At 69.7% G+C, this 16,687-nt stretch carries 17 protein-coding genes; 9 read left to right on the top strand and 8 right to left on the bottom strand.

Going from position 1 to position 16,687, the window contains the following annotated elements:
- Positions 1–120: 120 nt before the first annotated feature.
- The 6 genes from CLV71_RS35070 (at position 121) to moaA (ending at position 5,441) form a co-directional block, all read left to right on the top strand.
- Entirely contained in the window at positions 121–639 is a 519-nt protein-coding gene (locus CLV71_RS35070) for a ribonuclease FAU-1 family protein (RefSeq protein WP_133907206.1), read from the top strand.
- 104 nt (positions 640–743) lie between these two features.
- Positions 744–1,652 (top strand): ABC transporter ATP-binding protein, encoded by a 909-nt coding sequence (locus CLV71_RS35065; RefSeq protein ID WP_133907205.1) that lies wholly within the window; start codon positions 744–746, stop codon positions 1,650–1,652.
- Positions 1,653–1,666: 14 nt separating this feature from the next.
- Positions 1,667–2,407 carry an ABC transporter permease gene (locus CLV71_RS35060; RefSeq protein ID WP_133907204.1) on the top strand — a complete coding sequence of 247 codons (741 nt, stop codon included), beginning with the start codon at positions 1,667–1,669 and terminating at the stop codon, positions 2,405–2,407.
- 3 nt (positions 2,408–2,410) lie between these two features.
- Positions 2,411–3,694, top strand: coding sequence for a sensor histidine kinase (locus CLV71_RS35055; RefSeq protein ID WP_133907203.1), 1,284 nt, complete (start codon positions 2,411–2,413; stop codon positions 3,692–3,694).
- Complete coding sequence (locus CLV71_RS35050; RefSeq protein ID WP_133907202.1) at positions 3,691–4,350, top strand: response regulator; 660 nt, start codon at positions 3,691–3,693, stop codon at positions 4,348–4,350. The genes CLV71_RS35055 and CLV71_RS35050 overlap by 4 nt, the downstream gene beginning before the upstream one ends.
- A 50-nt stretch (positions 4,351–4,400) precedes the next feature.
- Positions 4,401–5,441: a GTP 3',8-cyclase MoaA gene (moaA, locus tag CLV71_RS35045; RefSeq protein ID WP_208297902.1), complete on the top strand. Its 1,041-nt coding sequence runs from the start codon at positions 4,401–4,403 to the stop codon at positions 5,439–5,441.
- A gap of 148 nt (positions 5,442–5,589) precedes the next feature.
- Here the strand turns inward: moaA and coaE are convergent, their stop codons facing one another.
- From coaE to rpsA, 3 genes are all read right to left on the bottom strand, one after another.
- The gene (coaE, locus tag CLV71_RS35040) at positions 5,590–6,792 is read right to left on the bottom strand and encodes a dephospho-CoA kinase (protein WP_133907200.1); all 1,203 of its coding nucleotides are present in this window, start codon (positions 6,790–6,792) and stop codon (positions 5,590–5,592) included.
- Positions 6,793–6,804: 12 nt separating this feature from the next.
- Positions 6,805–7,389 carry a hypothetical protein gene (locus tag CLV71_RS35035; RefSeq protein WP_133907199.1) on the bottom strand — a complete coding sequence of 195 codons (585 nt, stop codon included), beginning with the start codon at positions 7,387–7,389 and terminating at the stop codon, positions 6,805–6,807.
- Between the two features lie 263 nt (positions 7,390–7,652).
- Positions 7,653–9,146: a 30S ribosomal protein S1 gene (gene rpsA / locus CLV71_RS35030; RefSeq protein ID WP_133907198.1), complete on the bottom strand. Its 1,494-nt coding sequence runs from the start codon at positions 9,144–9,146 to the stop codon at positions 7,653–7,655.
- A gap of 254 nt (positions 9,147–9,400) precedes the next feature.
- Between rpsA and CLV71_RS35025 the strand changes: the two genes are divergently transcribed.
- Together CLV71_RS35025 and CLV71_RS35020 are read left to right on the top strand one after the other, a co-directional pair.
- A complete protein-coding gene (locus CLV71_RS35025; protein ID WP_133907197.1) occupies positions 9,401–10,264 on the top strand; it encodes a class I SAM-dependent methyltransferase in 864 nt (287 codons plus the stop codon).
- Entirely contained in the window at positions 10,261–11,205 is a 945-nt protein-coding gene (locus tag CLV71_RS35020; protein WP_166664392.1) for a GNAT family N-acetyltransferase, read from the top strand. Before CLV71_RS35025 ends, CLV71_RS35020 begins: the two co-directional genes overlap by 4 nt.
- Before the next feature lie 238 nt (positions 11,206–11,443).
- Here CLV71_RS35020 and CLV71_RS35015 read toward each other — a convergent pair whose 3' ends face one another.
- The 5 genes from CLV71_RS35015 to polA all read right to left on the bottom strand — a co-directional run bounded on the left by CLV71_RS35015 (position 11,444) and on the right by polA (position 16,095).
- Entirely contained in the window at positions 11,444–11,650 is a 207-nt protein-coding gene (locus CLV71_RS35015; RefSeq protein WP_133907196.1) for a hypothetical protein, read from the bottom strand.
- Between the two features lie 32 nt (positions 11,651–11,682).
- Positions 11,683–12,234: a Rossmann-fold NAD(P)-binding domain-containing protein gene (locus tag CLV71_RS35010; RefSeq protein ID WP_133907195.1), complete on the bottom strand. Its 552-nt coding sequence runs from the start codon at positions 12,232–12,234 to the stop codon at positions 11,683–11,685.
- A gap of 33 nt (positions 12,235–12,267) precedes the next feature.
- Positions 12,268–12,720: a VOC family protein gene (locus tag CLV71_RS35005; protein ID WP_133907194.1), complete on the bottom strand. Its 453-nt coding sequence runs from the start codon at positions 12,718–12,720 to the stop codon at positions 12,268–12,270.
- A 10-nt stretch (positions 12,721–12,730) separates the two neighbouring features.
- On the bottom strand, positions 12,731–13,150 hold the full coding sequence (locus CLV71_RS35000) for a helix-turn-helix transcriptional regulator (RefSeq protein ID WP_341771698.1): 420 nt from the start codon (positions 13,148–13,150) through the stop codon (positions 12,731–12,733).
- 290 nt (positions 13,151–13,440) lie between these two features.
- Complete coding sequence (gene polA / locus CLV71_RS34995) at positions 13,441–16,095, bottom strand: DNA polymerase I (protein ID WP_208297911.1); 2,655 nt, start codon at positions 16,093–16,095, stop codon at positions 13,441–13,443.
- Positions 16,096–16,235: 140 nt separating this feature from the next.
- On the opposite strand from polA, the gene CLV71_RS34990 reads away from it, so the two are divergent.
- Positions 16,236–16,661, top strand: coding sequence for a PaaI family thioesterase (locus CLV71_RS34990; protein WP_243867003.1), 426 nt, complete (start codon positions 16,236–16,238; stop codon positions 16,659–16,661).
- The last annotated feature ends 26 nt before the right edge of the window (positions 16,662–16,687 follow it).

Genomic DNA, 16,687 nt, shown 5'->3' with positions numbered 1-16,687 from the left:
GGCTACTGACCAGTCGGGTGATGCATTTATCAATTCGGTACCTGACTGGGTACGAGTCGTGACATAACGAATCGAAACCCGTGGATCACCGACAGCACGCCGACGACTACCCTTCGACAGGTGGGCACGGCGATCACCCCCCAGCTCGTCGACGTCGTAGACACCTTCACGGCGTCGCGGACGTACTCCTCCGGCACGACCCGGCACCTGCGAACGTGCCAGGTCGAACGCTGGGGGCTGCGCACGGAGTGCCCCACCCCCGAGGACCCGTTCCACGACGCCGAGGTGACGTGGCTGCTGCCCACGCTCAACCTCCGCCTCACCCACCAGCGCCCGCGCTCGCGGCACGCGAAGGCGGGTCCGAGCGTGCTCACCGCGGTCCGCGCGACCAGCGACGGGCGCCACTGGCGCACCACCGACCTGCTGCTCGGGCTCGAGGCGCCGACCGGCATGCGGGCGCGGATCGTGCAGTCCGAGGAGTTCGCCGCGGCGGTCGCCAGCCAGGTCATCCGGGTGGGTGACGCCGACCTGGCGATGTGCACGGTCCACAAGACACTCGAGGAGTTCAGCCAGTTCCGGCACGACCTCTCCTCGTGGCTGGCCTACAAGCACATCTTCGACGTCTGGCCGCCCTACTGACCGGGCATCCACCGATCGGTTGATCAGCTGACCCACCGCAGTCGATCAGAGGCCTGGCCGCGCGGTCGATTCGGCGGACCCCTCCCGGAAGCCACGCTTGTGGCATGGCAATCATCGAGGTCAACAACCTCGTCAAGCGCTACGGGGACCACACCGCCGTCAACGGGGTGAGCTTCGCCGTCGAGCAGGGCGAGATCTTCGGCATCCTGGGCCCCAACGGGGCGGGCAAGACCACCACCGTCGAGTGCATCGAGGGGTTGCGCTCGCCGGACGGCGGTTCCATCAGCGTCGGCGGCATCGACCCGCGCAGCGACAGCCGCGAGCTGCGTGAGCTGCTCGGCGTGCAGCTGCAGGAGAGCGAGCTGCCCGACAAGATGCGGGTCGACGAGGCGATGGAGCTCTACAGCTCCTTCTACCGCAACCCGGCCGACTGGCGTGAGCTGATCGGGATCCTGAACCTGACCGACAAGCTGAGCACGCAGTTCAGGCGGCTCTCCGGCGGTCAGAAGCAGCGGCTGTCGATCGCGCTGGCGCTGCTCGGCAACCCGAAGGTGGCCGTGCTCGACGAGCTGACCACCGGCCTGGACCCGCAGGCCCGCCGCGACGCGTGGGACCTCATCGAGGGCATCCGCGACCGCGGCGTCACGATCGTGCTGGTCACGCACTTCATGGAAGAGGCGGAACGGCTGTGCGACCGGCTCGCGCTGGTCGACTCGGGCCAGATCGTCGCCGTCGACACGCCCGCCGGCCTCGTCGCGAAGGTCGACGACCGGCAGCGGATCCGGTTCCGCCCGTCCGCGCCGATCGACCACGCCCTGCTGACCGCCCTGCCCGAGGTCGCGTCGGTCGAGCGGGCAGGCAGCCAGCTCGTCGTCACCGGCACCGGCAACCTGCTGCTCGCCGTGACCACCGTGCTCGCCCGCAACCAGGTCGTCGCAGGCGACCTCAGGGTCGAGCAGACCTCCCTCGACGACGCGTTCGTCGCACTCACCGGCCGCAAGATCGACGCCTGAGGAGCATCACAGACATGTCCGCACTGACTCGACTCACCCGCACCGAGACCAAACTCTTCTTCCGCGAACCGGCAGGCGTCTTCTTCGCGATCGTGTTCCCCCCGCTCCTGCTGATCATCCTCGGCTCGATCCCGGCGATGCGCGAGCCCGACAAGGGGCTCGGCGGCCTGCGGGTGATCGACCTCTACGCGCCGATCATCGTCGCGATGGCGATAGCGACATTCTCGCTCAGCGGCCTGCCCCAGCAGTTCGCCACCTACCGCGAGAAGGGTGTCCTGCGGCGGATGCGGACCACCCCGGTCAAGCCGTCGGTGATGCTCGGCGCCCAACTGCTGATGTGCACGGTCATGTCCGTGCTCGTGATGGTCGTGGTCCTGGCCATCGGCCGGGTGGCGTTCGACGTCAGCCTACCGAGCCAGCTGCCCGCCTACCTCGTCTCCTACGTGCTCTGCGCCCTGGCGATGTTGTCGATCGGGCTGCTCGTGGCCTCCCTCGCACCGAGCGGCAAGGGCGCCGGCGCGATCGGGACCGTGCTGTTCTTCCCGGTGCTGTTCTTCGGCGGCCTGTGGGCGCCCCGCGAGACCATGAACAACGTGCTGCGGACGATCAGCGACTTCACACCGCTGGGTGCCGGCGTGCAATCATTGCAGGACTCCGCCGCAGGTCACTGGCCGCAGCTACTGCACGTGGCTGTCATGCTGGGGTGGACGATCGTGGCCGGCGGACTGGCCGCGCGGTTCTTCCGCTGGGAGTAAGTCGTGAGCATCGAGGCCGAGCTGCGTGCGGAGAACGCCCGCTGGGAGCGTGGGGAACGGGCCGTCTTCAAGGTCCTTCCCTACTACCTCCTGGCGGCGGGCGCGCTCATCACGCTGGCGCAGCCGCTGTGGGACCAGCCGGTGCCCTACGCGCCGATGCTGGGACTCACGGCCGCGACCGTCCTCTGGCTCCTCTGGTTCCACACGCTCCACCCTGCCTGGCACGACAACACCCCGCTCATGGCCTTCTACTACGCCGGCGTGATCGCGCTGGCCTTCGGGCTGGTCGCGATCGCGCCCTGGTTCGGCTTCTTCACCTTCGCCGGCTACGCGATGGCGTTCGAGTACCTGCGGGGCCGGTGGCGTTACGTCGGGACCGTCGCCACGGCGACGGTCGCGTCGATGTCCTACGTCGGCGGCTTCGCCAACATCGTGCACGAGAACCTGTGGTGGGGCTGGGTGGCCCTCAGCGCGATCGTCTCGGTGCTCGCCGGGGCGTTCTCCTACTTCGCCGAGATGGCCGACCGGCGCAACGCCAACCAGAAGCAGGCACTGGTCGAGCTGCACGAGGCCAACGTGAAGCTCGAGGCGGCACTGGAGGAGAACGCCGGTCTGCACGCACAGCTGCTGGTGCAGGCCCGCGAGGCCGGGGTGCTGGACGAGCGGCAGCGGATGGCGCGGGAGATCCACGACACGCTGGCGCAGGGCCTGGCAGGCATCCTCACCCAGCTCCAGGCCGCGGAGCAGACCGCGGACGTGCCCGCCACGTGGCACCGGCACGTCACGAACGCGATGAACCTGGCCCGCGAGAGCCTCACCGAGGCCCGCGAGACGGTCCACGCGGTGGAGCCCTCGATGCTCGCGGACGCCAGGCTCCCCGACGCCATCAGCGACGTGACCAGGAGGTGGTCGGAGGTGAACCGGATCGACGCGGTGCTCACCACGACCGGCGACCCCCGGCCGATGCACGCGGACGTCGAGGTGACGCTGCTGCGGACCGCACAGGAGGCGCTCGCGAACGTGGCCAAGCACGCGAAGGCCTCGCGGGTGGGCCTCACACTGTCCTACATGGAGGACCTGGTGACACTGGACGTGCGTGACGACGGCGTTGGCTTCGAGGCGAACGTCAAGCGCGCCAACGGTTCCGCGAACGGCGGCTTCGGCCTCACCGGCATGCGCCAGCGCGTGCAGCGGCTCGCGGGGCGGTTGGAGATCGAGTCCGAGCCAGGCGGCGGCACGGCGATCTCCGCGTCGGTGCCCGCGATCCCGGCCGGAGGCCCGAAGTGATCACGTTGCTGATCGTCGACGACCACCCGGTGGTGCGCGACGGGCTGCGCGGCATGTTCGACGCCGACCCGAGGTTCGAGGTGCTCGGCGAGGCGGGCGACGGCACCGAGGCGATCGCGGCGGGCGAGAAGCTGCGGCCGGACGTGATCCTCATGGACCTGCGGATGCCGAGGACCGACGGCGTCACGGCGATCAAGGAGCTGGCGAAGCGGGGCGTGCCTGCGCGGATCCTGGTCCTGACCACCTACGACACCGACAGCGACGTGCTGCCCGCGATCGAGGCGGGTGCCACCGGCTACCTGCTGAAGGACTCGCCGCGCGACGAGCTGTTCCGGGCGGTCGAGGCGGCGGCGCAGGGGCAGGCGGTGCTCTCCCCCGCCGTCGCGACGAGGCTGATGGGGCAGATGCGCCAGCCGGCCTCGGAGCCGCTGTCGCAGCGTGAACTGGAGGTGCTTGGCCTGATCGCGCGCGGGTCGACGAACCGCGAGGCGGCCAGGACCCTGTTCATCAGTGAGGCGACGGTCAAGACCCACCTGCTGCACGTGTACGCGAAGCTGGGCGTCAACGACCGGGCCGCGGCCGTGGCCACGGCGTTCTCCCGCGGGTACCTCAATTCTTCGCATTTCAAGAGTGGCGACGAATTGGCCGATAAATAATGGCTATCGCCATTCTGGCGTAAATGGGGATCGGCCTATAGATTGGTCGGGTGGCAGTTCGGGACGACGCAGGCTGGGTGCTCGACACCTACCGCCGACCCCTGCGCAACCTGCGGATCTCGGTGACCGACAGGTGCAACCTGCGGTGCCGGTACTGCATGCCGGAGGCCGAGTACACGTGGCTGCCCAGGCGCGACCTGCTGACGTTCGAGGAGATCTCGACGCTGGTGGACGTGTTCGTGGACCTGGGTGTCGACAAGGTCCGCCTCACCGGTGGCGAGCCGCTCCTGCGGCGTGACCTTCCGTCGCTCGTGACCATGCTGGCCGCCAAGCCGTTGCGCGACCTCGCGTTGACCACCAACGGAGTGTTGCTGGCCGGACACGTCGAGGCACTGAAGAAGGCCGGCCTGGGCCGTATCACGGTCAGTCTCGACACCCTGCGTGCCGACCGGTCGAAATCACTGTCGCAGCGAGCCACCCACCCGTCGGTGCTGAAGGGCATCGCGTCGGTGGCCCCGGCGGGCTTCACCGGCACCAAGATCGACACCGTGGCGTTGAACGGCGTCAACGACGACGAGCTGGTCGACCTGATCGAGTTCGGCAGGACGGTGCCCGCGGAGGTCCGTTTCATCGAGTACATGGATGTCGGCGGCGCCACGACGTGGGCGCCGGAACGCGTGCTGTCGCGGGCGGAGATGCTCACCCGGCTCACGGCGCACTATGGCCCGATCACCCCCCTCCGCAACGAGGACGGCGCCCCCGCCGACCGTTTCGAGCTGCCCGACGGCACCACGTTCGGCATCGTGTCCTCGACGACCCAGCCGTTCTGCGCGACCTGCGACCGAAGCCGCCTTACCGCCGACGGCCTGTGGTACCTGTGCCTGTACGCGATGGACGGGATCAACCTGCGCGACCCCCTTCGGGAGGGGGCGACGCACGCCGAGATGGCGAAGCTGATCACGGACGCGTGGTGGGCGAGGTCGGACCGGGGCGCGGTCGACCGCCTTGCCGAGCGCGACCGGCTGCCGTTCATCCCGCTGACCGCGTTGAAGCGCGACCCCCACCTGGAGATGCACACAAGGGGCGGCTAGCCAGCCCGCCTCTCCGAACTTCTCTGTGTGGGTTACCTCCCGACGAAGGTTCCACTGCCGAGGTGGATGGTGGTTGGCTACCGTCACGTTTCCCTGAGGTCTCTGTCGAACAGTGCGGGCTTCACGCCAAAGAACCATATGACCACGTTCAGTCAGCGTAGCTGGGTTGCCATCCGGTGCGTTCTGCCCACTCCCCCGCGCGCACGGCGGCGTCGTCGAACCAGGGCTCCTTGCCGTCCGTGTAGCGGTCGCTGTCCTCGTCGTCCCGGTAGCGGGCGGAGAGGGAACGCTTCAGCTCCTCGTAGGCCGCCAGCTCGGCCGGGTTGGCGCGCAGCCAGTCGGGGAAGAGCAGCGCGTAGCGCCATCCGGGGGTGCCCTCGACGCGGACGTGCACGTTGGCGGGGCGGCCGGGGTCCGCGGCGGAGTGCAGCCGCTTCTGCCACAGTGCGGGGTCCGGTGCGTGGTCCTTGGGGTTGTCCCGGTCGATCCCCTCGACGCGGGGGAACCCGGCGGAGGCGAGCGGCTCGGCCAGCGCGTCGGCGTCCCCGATCGAGCCGACCGTGACCTGCAGGTCGATGACGTCCTTGGCGGCGAGCCCCCCGACCGAGGTGGACCCGGTGTGGTCGACCCGCCGGACACGCTCGCCGCCCGCGAGCGCGATCCGCTCCCGCAGACGCCGGGCCTGGGCGGGCCACGCTGGGTCGGACTCCACGAGACGGGGACCGCCGTAGTGGGCCCGGCGACCGAGGCGGACGTTGGACTCGTACCGCACGAGCCGGTCGGCCCAGAGAGCGTCGACCGCGGCGAGGACCTCGTCCGGTGAGCCGCTGTTGTCCAGCCAGACGTCGGCGGCGGCGCGGCGGTCGGCCTCGCCGGCCTGTGCCCTGACACGGGCGCGCGCGTCGGCCTCGTCCATCCCCCGGTAGCGGACGACGCGGTGGACCCGTACGTCCTCGGGCGCGTCGACGACGAGTACCAGGTGGTAGACGGGCCCGAGGTGGGCTTCGACCAGGAGCGGCACGTCGTGGACGACGACCGCGTCGGCCGGGGCGGCGGCCATCAGCTCGGCGGTGCGGGCGCGGATGCGGGGGTGGACGATCCCGTTGAGGGTGTCGCGTGCCGACTGGTCGGAGAAGACCCTGCCCGCGAGCTTCGCCCGGTCGAGGGCGCCGTCGCTGATGACCTCGTCGCCGAAGGCGGCCCGGACCTCGGCGAGCCCCTCGGTGCCGGGCTCGACCACCTCGCGGGCGATCTTGTCGGCGTCGATGAGGTAGGCGCCGTGCTCGGCGAGTCTGCCCGCCACCGTGGACTTGCCGGAACCGATTCCACCTGTCAGACCCACCCGCAGCATGCGGGCATTGTGTCACCGGCCGGTCAGTGCGAAGTCCGCAACCTGGCCGAGGATCAGACCGGCGTCGTTCTCCCGCACCAGCGCCGGGACGGCCTGGACGACGACGGTCGTACGACCGCGGGTGGCGACGAGCATCCAGTTCGCGGACCTGATCAGAACCCCTCGGTCCGAGCCGACCGCGACGTCGTTCACGCCGACGGTGCCGGTCGCGGCCCGGGCGTCGGCGACGGTGGCGGCGACGCGTTCGCGGGCCGACCCGTCGTCCACGTAACCGGCGAGGCCGATCCACACCGGGGCAGCGGAGGTGGGTTGACCTGCGGGGACGCCGTAGTAGCAATCGAGGCGGGCGGTGCGGCCGATGTTGTCCTGGGGCACGCCGACGACCCGCTGGACGGGCCCGGTGACGAAGGTGGCCAGGATGCGCGAGAGGTCGTCGAGGGTGGCGACCGCGTCGCAGCTGTCGGGAACGGTGCGTTCCCTGCCCGCTTCGGGGCGGGCACTGGTGAAGACGGGGACCGCGGGCGCGTCGGGTGGCGTGCTCGTGGTGCATCCGCCAAGAGCAAGCGCGGCGATCAGCGCGACGAGCCCGATCCTCATCGGCCAACGGTAGGCGACGAATCCCGTCGTACCCAGGACACGGCTCCACTCGTTACGCAGAAGGGGCCCCAGCTGACTCGTCGGCTGGGGCTCTTCGGGATCTGCTGGGTGTCAGGTGGTCGGCCCGAACGTAGCTCGCGGGCAGCAGATCGGCGATGGGGACGGCCCGTCGGTCATCGTCTCCACCTTCGTTGCCGCCACAGCAAAAGGCCCCGGCCGGGGGTCACAACTCCCCCGGCCGGGGCCTCACGCCGACTCAGAGATCAGACGCCACCGGAAAGCTTCTCCCGCAGCGCGGCGAGCTGCTCGTCAGAGGCGAGCGTGCCACCGGACTTCTGCTTGTCGGCACCGGCGGACGAGTACTCCCGCTCCGTGCCCTCGACCTCGGGGCCACCCTCGGTCTCGGCAGCTGCCTCGGCTTCCGCGGCCTTCTTGACCTGCGCCATGTGCTGCTCGTAGCGCGTGTGGGCCTCGGCGTACTGGCGCTCCCACTCCTCCCGCTGCTTGTCGAACCCTTCCTGCCACTCCTGGGTGTCGGGGTCGAAGCCTTCGGGGTAGATGTAGTTGCCCTCGTTGTCGTACTCCGCCGCCATGCCGTACTGGGTCGGGTCGAACTCGGTGTCCGCCGTGAAGCCCTCGTTGGCCTGCTTCAGGGACAGCGAGATCCGGCGACGCTCGAGGTCGATGTCGATGACCTTGACCATGACGTCGTTGCCGACCTGCACGACCTGCTCCGGGATCTCCACGTGGCGCTCGGCCAGCTCGGAGATGTGGACCAGGCCCTCGATGCCCTCGTCCACGCGGACGAACGCACCGAACGGCACCAGCTTCGTGACCTTGCCCGGCACGATCTGACCGATCGCGTGGGTGCGGGCGAACTGACGCCACGGGTCTTCCTGGGTGGCCTTCAGCGACAGGGAGACGCGCTCGCGCTCCATGTCGACGTCGAGCACCTCGACCGTGACCTCCTGGCCGACCTCGACGACCTCGGACGGGTGGTCGATGTGCTTCCAGGACAGCTCCGAGACGTGCACCAGACCGTCGACGCCACCCAGGTCCACGAAGGCACCGAAGTTGACGATCGAGGAGACGACACCCTTGCGGACCTGGCCGCGCTGCAGCTGGTTGAGGAACTCGCTGCGCACCTCGGACTGGGTCTGCTCGAGCCACGCCCGGCGGGACAGGACCACGTTGTTGCGGTTCTTGTCCAGCTCGATGATCTTGGCTTCCAGCTCGCGACCGACGTAGGGCTGCAGGTCGCGGACACGACGCATCTCCACCAGCGAGGCCGGGAGGAAGCCACGGAGGCCGATGTCCAGGATGAGACCACCCTTGACGACCTCGATGACGGTGCCCTTGACCGGCTCGTCGCTCTCCTTGAGCGCCTCGATCGTGCCCCACGCGCGCTCGTACTGCGCACGCTTCTTGGACAGGATCAGCCGGCCCTCCTTGTCCTCCTTCTGGAGAACCAGGGCCTCGACCTCGTCACCGACCTTGACGACCTCGTTGGGATCGACGTCATGCTTGATCGACAACTCACGAGAGGGGATGACCCCCTCGGTCTTGTAGCCGATGTCGAGCAGGACCTCGTCCCGATCGACCTTAACGATGGTGCCCTCGACGATGTCACCATCGTTGAAGTACTTGATGGTCTTGTCGATGGCGGCGAGGAAGTCCTCACCCGTCCCGACGTCGTTGATGGCGACCTGCTGGCGCGGCGCGGTGTCAGCCGGGACGATGGTGGTGTCGGTGGACATTAGCTAGGAGGCTCCGGTACGGCTTGGTTGAGAGTTGAGTGGGGATTTGCAGTTGTGGTGCGACAGCGGCATAGTTCCCCGGGCGGCCCCCTCGCGAGGAGGACGGCCAACCGTGCAACGCCGCGCAACCGGATCTGATTCCCGAGATGATGAACAGACGGCAGCACGAAACCACTGCGCGGATGTATCCTACGCGGCCGTGCATCGACCGGGCAAACCTGGTTCCGGGGGTTTTCGCACCAAGGGGGCGGTAGATGTCGACGGTCGGGGCAGGCGAGGACGTGAGTCCGCCCCCGCAGCGGGCCGCCGAACGCCTTCTGGGCACGGTGGGTAGCGAACGGCGGTGGGCCGACTCGGCCGAGTCCGTCGCGGCGAACAGCGCGTGGTGGGACGCCGACGCCGACGACTACCACGTGGAACACGGCGAGTTCCTCGGCGTCGCCGACTTCGTGTGGTGTCCGGAGGCGGTCCGCGAGGAGAACGCCCGACTACTCGGTGACGTCAACGGCAAGGACGTCGTCGAGGTCGGCTGCGGCTCGGCGCCGTGTGCGCGCTGGCTGAGATCCAACGGCGCACGGGTTACCGCACTGGACCTTTCGGCGGGCATGCTGCGCTACGCGGCGGCCGCCAACGAGGCGACGGGCATCGACGTGCCGCTCGTGCGGGCGAACGCGGAGCGGCTGCCGTTCGCCTCCGGGTCGTTCGACATCGCGTGCTCGGCGTTCGGCGCCGTGCCGTTCGTCACCGACGTGGCCGCGACCTTCCGCGAGGTGGCCCGCGTGCTGCGGCCGGGCGGCTCGTGGGTCTTCGCCGTCACTCACCCGATGCGGTGGATCTTCCCGGACGATCCCGGCCCGAACGGGCTGCGCGTGACGGGCTCGTACTTCGACCGGACGCCCTACGTCGAGGTCGACGAGGACGGCAACGCCACCTACGTCGAGTACCACCGCACGCTCGGCGACTTCGTCGGTGCGTTGACGGCGGCCGGGCTCACGATCGTGGAACTGGTCGAGCCGGAGTGGCCGGAAGGGCTCACCGACGAGTGGGGCCAGTGGAGCCCCTTGCGTGGCGAGCTGTTCCCCGGCACGGCGATCTTCGTGACCCGGCGCCTGGTGTGAGTGGCGTTCGTGTCGTCGCCGGGCTGCTCGACGCCCAGACCACCCGCTTCGAGAGGATCGACCCGCTCCTTCCCCCTGCCGCACTGCCACCGGAGGGCGACGTCCTCACCGCGGCGCTGCCCGACGGTGACCGGGTCGCGGCCGTGCTCAGCCATTCGAGCTTCGAGCCGGGCACCGCGACGACGCTGTGGTCCGCGCTGGAGCTGTACGAGCTGCACCCGCTGCTCGGCGCGGCGGCGGGCGACGGCATGGACGCGCTGCTGCGGGAGTGGCGCCACGTGCTCGACCACCTGGCCCCCGGCTCGGACTCCGCGTGCCTGCTGACGTGGCCGAGCCGTGACGCGGAGGCCGCGAGACCTCTGCTCGCACACGGCTTCACCCCGCTGACGTCCATCGCGGTGCGGACGGTCCGCGCGGGCACCCCGAAGGCCAGGGCACCCCAGGCAGGGGTGACGGTCCGCCTGGCCACCCCGGCCGACCTCGAGGCGGTGCTCGCGCTCGAGCTGGCCGAGCTGGCGTACTCGGCGCTCGTGGGGGCGGCGGTGCTGCGGCCGGACGCCGAGGCCGTCAAGCGGGTCGCGCTGGCCGGCCACTTCGAGCAGGGCGACCTGATCTGGCTGGCCGAGCGCGACGGCGTCGTGACGGGTGTCGCGCACTGCAGGCTGCTGGACGTCACCGCGACGGGCCTGACCGGCACCCTGGTGCGGCCGGGCCGCTGGGGGTACGTGAACTGCGTTTCCGTGGCGGAGGGCGCCAGGGGTGGCGGGGTCGGCCGTGAGCTGATGGCCGTCGCGCACCACGAACTGCACGCGCGCGGCGCGACCGGCACGTTCCTGTACGTCAACCCGCCCAACCCGCTCGCGTCGGTGTTCTGGGCGCGGCAGGGCTACCGGCCGCTCTGGACCAGCTGGGAGCTGCGGCCCGCGGGCGCCATGAGATAGCGAGAACCTGAGGCGGCCCCCATGCCTCTTGCAATCAGGAATGGGGGTGTGGTGACCGGCGAGACATGGTTCGCGGAGCTGTACCAGGCCAGCTATCGACGCCTGGTGCTGACCGCGTATGCGATGACGGGTGACCTCGGCACGGCCGAGGAGATCACCCAGGAGGCGTTCACACTCGCCTACGGCAGGCGAACAGGGTCGTCCGCACGGAAAGCCCGGAGGGCGGGCTGCTCGTCGGTCAGTGCGGGGCCAGGCCGACCGGCTCGGGCGGGTGCGGGCGGATCGGCTCCATCGACCCGGGCTCCGGCGGTTTCGTCGGTGTGCCGACGCAGCCGCCGTTCGCCGTCAGGCAGGTCGGTCCGACTCCCACGAAGAGCGGCAGGTGGTGGGCGAGCGGCACGAACCCGGAGACCGGCACGTTGGTGATCGCGACGAGCGCCGACAACGGCCTGACGTGGTCCGCCTCGGGGGGCGGCGCTACCGGCCGCTGGTGATGGAGGGCCGGAACTCCCCGACCTGGTTGACGTGTGACGGCTTGCCTGCGAGGGCCCGCTTGACGGCCTCGAGCACGCCGTCGGAGATCTCGCGATGGGTGAGCCAGCGGGTGCGACCGGCGTGGCGCACGTAGCCGAGCACGACCTGCTGGGTCGCGTGGCTGTCGAGGACGGGGTCCGGGCACCCGCCGACGGGGTTGGCCGACGCGCTGCCGTGGACCTCGACAACGGGTGCGCCGTCCGCGAGCAGCGGGGCGACCGCTCTCAGGACGCCGGTGCGGACCTCCCGGTGCACCCACGCGACGAGCAGGTCGGCGGGGCCACCGAGAGCGTCCTTGACGGAGTCGGCGAGCGCCGTGGGAACCGACCAGTCGGCCTGGACCCAGTGGGGGCGACGGTTGTCACCGTTGGTGGCGGGTATGCGGGGGCGGCGCCTGCTCGGCAGCACGACGTACCAGTCGTCGTCGAGCAGGGCCGCCGCAACGCCGGCCAGCATGCCGGTACCACCCAGTACGAGAGCTCGACGCGCGACCATGCACCCTCCGCTGATCGGCTGTGTGCCCTCACATTAGCCGGACTGGTCCCGCTTTTCCTGCCAGAGAGCCTCGGTGAGGCTGTAAACGTTGCCTGAGTCGTCACGGAACGTGGCCTCGACGCCGTAGGGCCGCTCGACCGGTTCCTGGAGGAAGACGACTCCCTTGTCGCTCAGCTCCTGATAGGACTTCCGGCAGTCGTTGGTGGCGAGCACGCCGACCCCGAGCGCCCCCTTGGCGACGAGCTCGAGGATGACCTTGGCGTCCTCCGGCGCGTGCCCCATGTGGGGGTCGGCAAGGATGAACTCGACGTCGGGTTGGCCGGGCGGGCTGACGGTGAGCCACCGGAACCCCTTCCCGCCACCCTCGAAGGCGTCACCCATGACGATGTCGTTGCGCACCTCGAACCCGAGTTTGGTCGTGTAGAACTCCTTGGCGGAGTCCTGGTCAAGCACGTAGACGCTGGTGTGGGACATCTTCTCGATCATGCGGGCCACGTTAGAGCGCCTGGCCGTCCCCGGCTTGTCCGCGATTGCTGCCCCGTGGCCGGGCCCATGCCATGACCACGCACCCGGGTATCGCGGGCGCCACCACCCTGGCCCGGAACTCCGACGGCGAGCACCCGGTCAACTCGCGAAACCGGCGTGAGAACGACCCGAGACTGGAGAACCCGACCACCATGCAGATCTCGGTGACGGTGAGGTTGGCGTGCGTCAACAGGTCCCTGGCCCGCTCCACCCGCCGCCTGCTGAGATAGGCCCGAGGCGTCTCCCCGAACACCACCCGGAACTCCCTGGCGAAGTGGTACCGGGAGAACCCCGCGGCAGCGGCCAGGTCGTCGAGGCAGAGCGGCTCCGCGTACCGGGCGTCCATGAGATCCCGCGCCCGCCGAAGATGCACCACCTGTTCGAAACCCACGCCCCCGACCCTAGCGCGAAGGTAGAGGGTGTTCGCGTTGCCGTCGGGCAGGTGCGCGCGAGGGAGCCGTGGCGCGGGAGGTGCTGGTTGTGTCTGACGACGTTGGGGAGACGTCGGAGCCACCGTCGCATCGGCAGCGGCGCGGGAAACCGTGGCGGTGGCGTGGCCAACGCGCCCGTTCCGTCCGGGCAGGCGGAAGCCGGTCGCCGACGTGATGCACCTCGACACCTGGTGAAGGCCCGGAGATCGGTCGTCCGCTCGACTGGTCTCCCCGGGCCCGCGGCACCACCTCAGTGAGCGGCGTCGTTCCAGGACCGTCCGAACCCGACGGACACATCCAGCGGCACGTCCAACTTGTACGCCGACCCCATGCCCTTGCGCACCAGGGCCTCCGCCTCGGCACGCTCCGACTTCCGGACCTCGAGAACCAGCTCGTCGTGCACCTGCAGCAACATCCGAGTCTGCAGCCCGGCCTGCGCCAGCTCCCGGTGGACGTTCAGCATGGCCACCTTGATGATGTCGGCCGCGCTCCCCTGGATCGGCGCGTTCAGCGCCATCCGCTCCGCCATCTCCCGCCGCTGACGGTTGTCCGACGTCAGGTCCGGCAGGTACCGGCGACGACCGAAGATCGTCTCCGTGTAGCCGTCCATCCGCGCCCGCGCCACGACCTCGTTCAGGTAGTCGCGCACCCCGCCGAACCGGGCGAAGTACTCCTCCATCAGCCCCTTGGCCTCGTCGGTGGAGATCCTCAGCTGCTGGGACAACCCGTACGCCGACAACCCGTACGCGAGCCCGTAGTTCATCGCCTTGATCTTGGCGCGCTGGGCGCCCGTGACCTCGGTCGGCTCCACCGCGAACACCCGCGCCGCCGTCGCGGCGTGGAAGTCGAAGCCCGACTGGAACGCCTCGATCAACGCGCTGTCCCCGGACAGGTGCGCCATGATCCGCATCTCGATCTGGCTGTAGTCCGCCGTCATCAGCTCGTCGAAGCCCACGCCCACGACGAACGTGTCGCGGATCGTGCGGCCCTCGTCGGTGCGGATCGGCACGTTCTGCAGGTTCGGTTCCAGCGACGACAGACGGCCGGTCGCGGCGATGGTCTGGCTGTAGGTCGTGTGGATCCGGCCGTCGTCCGACACCGACTTGATCAGGCCCTCGACCGTGATCTTCAGCCGCATCGCGTCCCGGTGCTCCAGCAGGTGCGCGAGGAACGGGTGCTCGGTCTGCTCGAACAGGCCGGTCAGCGCGTCGGCGTCGGTCGTGTAGCCGGTCTTCGTGCGCTTGGTCTTCGGCATCTGCAGCTCGTCGAACAGCACCACCTGCAGCTGCTTGGGCGACCCGAGGTTGATCTCCTTGCCGATGACGCCGAACGCCTCCTGCTCGGCGTGCTTCACCCGCGAGCCGAAGTGCGCCTCGAGCGCCGCCAGCTGCTGGGTGTCGACCGCGATGCCGACGGCCTCCAGCTCGGCGAGGACCCGCAGCAGCGGCAGCTCGATCTCCGAGAGCAGGCTCGTCTGGCCGGTCTCCTCCAGCGCCGTCGCCAGCGCGTCGGCCAGCTCGGCGATGGCCCGCGCACGCACGATCTCGCCCTCGGCGATCTTCGCGTCGTCGCCCTCCACACCGTCCAACAGGGACAGCTGGCGCTCCTCCGGCTGCTGCTCCACCCGCAGCTCACGCTTCAGGTAACGCAGCACCAGGTCGTCCAGCGCGAACGACCGCTGGCCTGGGCGCACGAGGTAGGCCGTCAGCTGGGTGTCGGTCGCCAGGCCGTCGAGCGTCCAGCCGCGGTGCCGTAACGCGTGCAGGGAGGGCTTGACGTCGTAGGTCAGCTTCAGCGTCGACTCGTCGGCGAGCCACGCGGTGAGTGCCTGCTCGTCGGACTCGTTCAAGGAGGTGACGTCGACGTGCACGCCCGTGCCGTTCGCGCGGGACAACGCCACCGAGCGCAGCTCGACCGACTCGCCCGCGACACCGGTCGAGCCGAGTTGGAACGAGAGTCCCACTCGTGCACCAGACGGGGCGTTCGCGGCCAGCCACGCGCCCAGCTCACCCGGCTCGTACGCGCCGCCGGTCACCTCGAAGCCGTGCTCGGCCTCCGGCTCCGGCGTCTCCAGCTCGGCGAAGAGCCGGTCCCTCAGCACCCGGAACTCCAGGTCGTCGAACAGCCGGTGCACGGCGTCCCGGTCCCACTGCCGGACGGCCAGGTCGTCCGGCCGCAGGTCCAGCGCCACGTCCCGCACCAGCTCGGTCAGCTGGCGGTTCATCAGCACGTTGGCCAGGTTCTCCCGCAGCGCGTCGCCCGCCTTGCCCTTGACCTCGTCGACCCGGTCGACCAGGTCGTTCAGCGAGCCGAACTGGTTGATCCACTTGGCGACCGTCTTCTCGCCGACGCCCGGGATCTTCGGCAGGTTGTCCGACGGGTCGCCACGCAGGGCGGCGAAGTCCGCGTACTGGTCGGGGCGCACGCCGGTCTTGGTGTGCACCGCCTCGGGGTCCATCCGGCTCACGGTGGACACGCCCCTGGTCGGGTAGATGACCGTGACCTGGTCGTTGACCAGCTGGAACGCGTCGCGGTCACCCGTGAGGATGAGTACCGAGTAACCGTCGGCGGTGGCCTGCGTGGTGAGCGTCGCGATGAGGTCGTCGGCCTCATAGCCGTCCTTGTCCAGCGACGGGATGGCCAGCGTCGCCAGCACGTCCTTGATGAGGCTGATCTGCCCCTTGAACTCGTCCGGCGTCGCCGAACGGTTGGCCTTGTACTCCGCGTACTGCTCGCTCCGGAACGTCTTGCGGGACACGTCGAAGCACACGGCGAGATGCGTCGGCGCCTCGTCGCGCAGCAGGTTGATGAGCATCGACGTGAAGCCGTAGACACCCTCGGTGTGCTGCCCGGTCTTGGTGACCAGGTTGGCTTCCTTCAACGCGTAGAACGCCCGGTACGCCATCGAGTGGCCGTCGATGAGCAGCAACCGGCGCTCGGAGGTCTTGACAGGATCTGTGGCGGGCGTCTCAGGCACACGGCGAGTCTAGGGTGGGGCACCGACAATCACGCGCGCCCCCCGCGTGACCAGCACAAGGAGACCGTGTGGCGAACATCCCTGGCAACCTGCCGGGCATCAGGCAGGACCTCGTCGACCAGTGGCTACCGAACCGGATGGGCATCGAGATCACCGAGTGGCAGCCCGACCGGGTGGTCGGCACGATGCCCGTGGCGGGCAACCTCCAGCCGTACGGGCTGCTGCACGGCGGCGCGAACGCCACGCTCGCGGAGACCCTCGGCTCGACCGCGGCCGCGCTCAACGCCCCCGACGGCAAGGTCGCCATGGGCCTCGAGCTGTCCTGCACGCACCACAGGGCGGCACTGAGCGGGCACGTCACCGGCGTCGCCACCCCGATCCACACCGGCCGGTCCACGTCCACGTTCGAGATCGTGATCACCGACGAGGCGGGCAAGCGCACCTGCACCGCACGGCTGACCTGCATCCTCCGCGACACGCCGCCCGGCTCCTGAACACGAAGAACGGGGCCACCGAGACC

Source organism: Actinophytocola oryzae, from assembly GCF_004364325.1.
Taxonomy (GTDB): Bacteria; Actinomycetota; Actinomycetes; order Mycobacteriales; family Pseudonocardiaceae; genus Actinophytocola; species Actinophytocola oryzae.
Note: the sequence above shows the minus strand (reverse complement) of the source record. Positions and strands in the feature narration are given on the sequence as shown.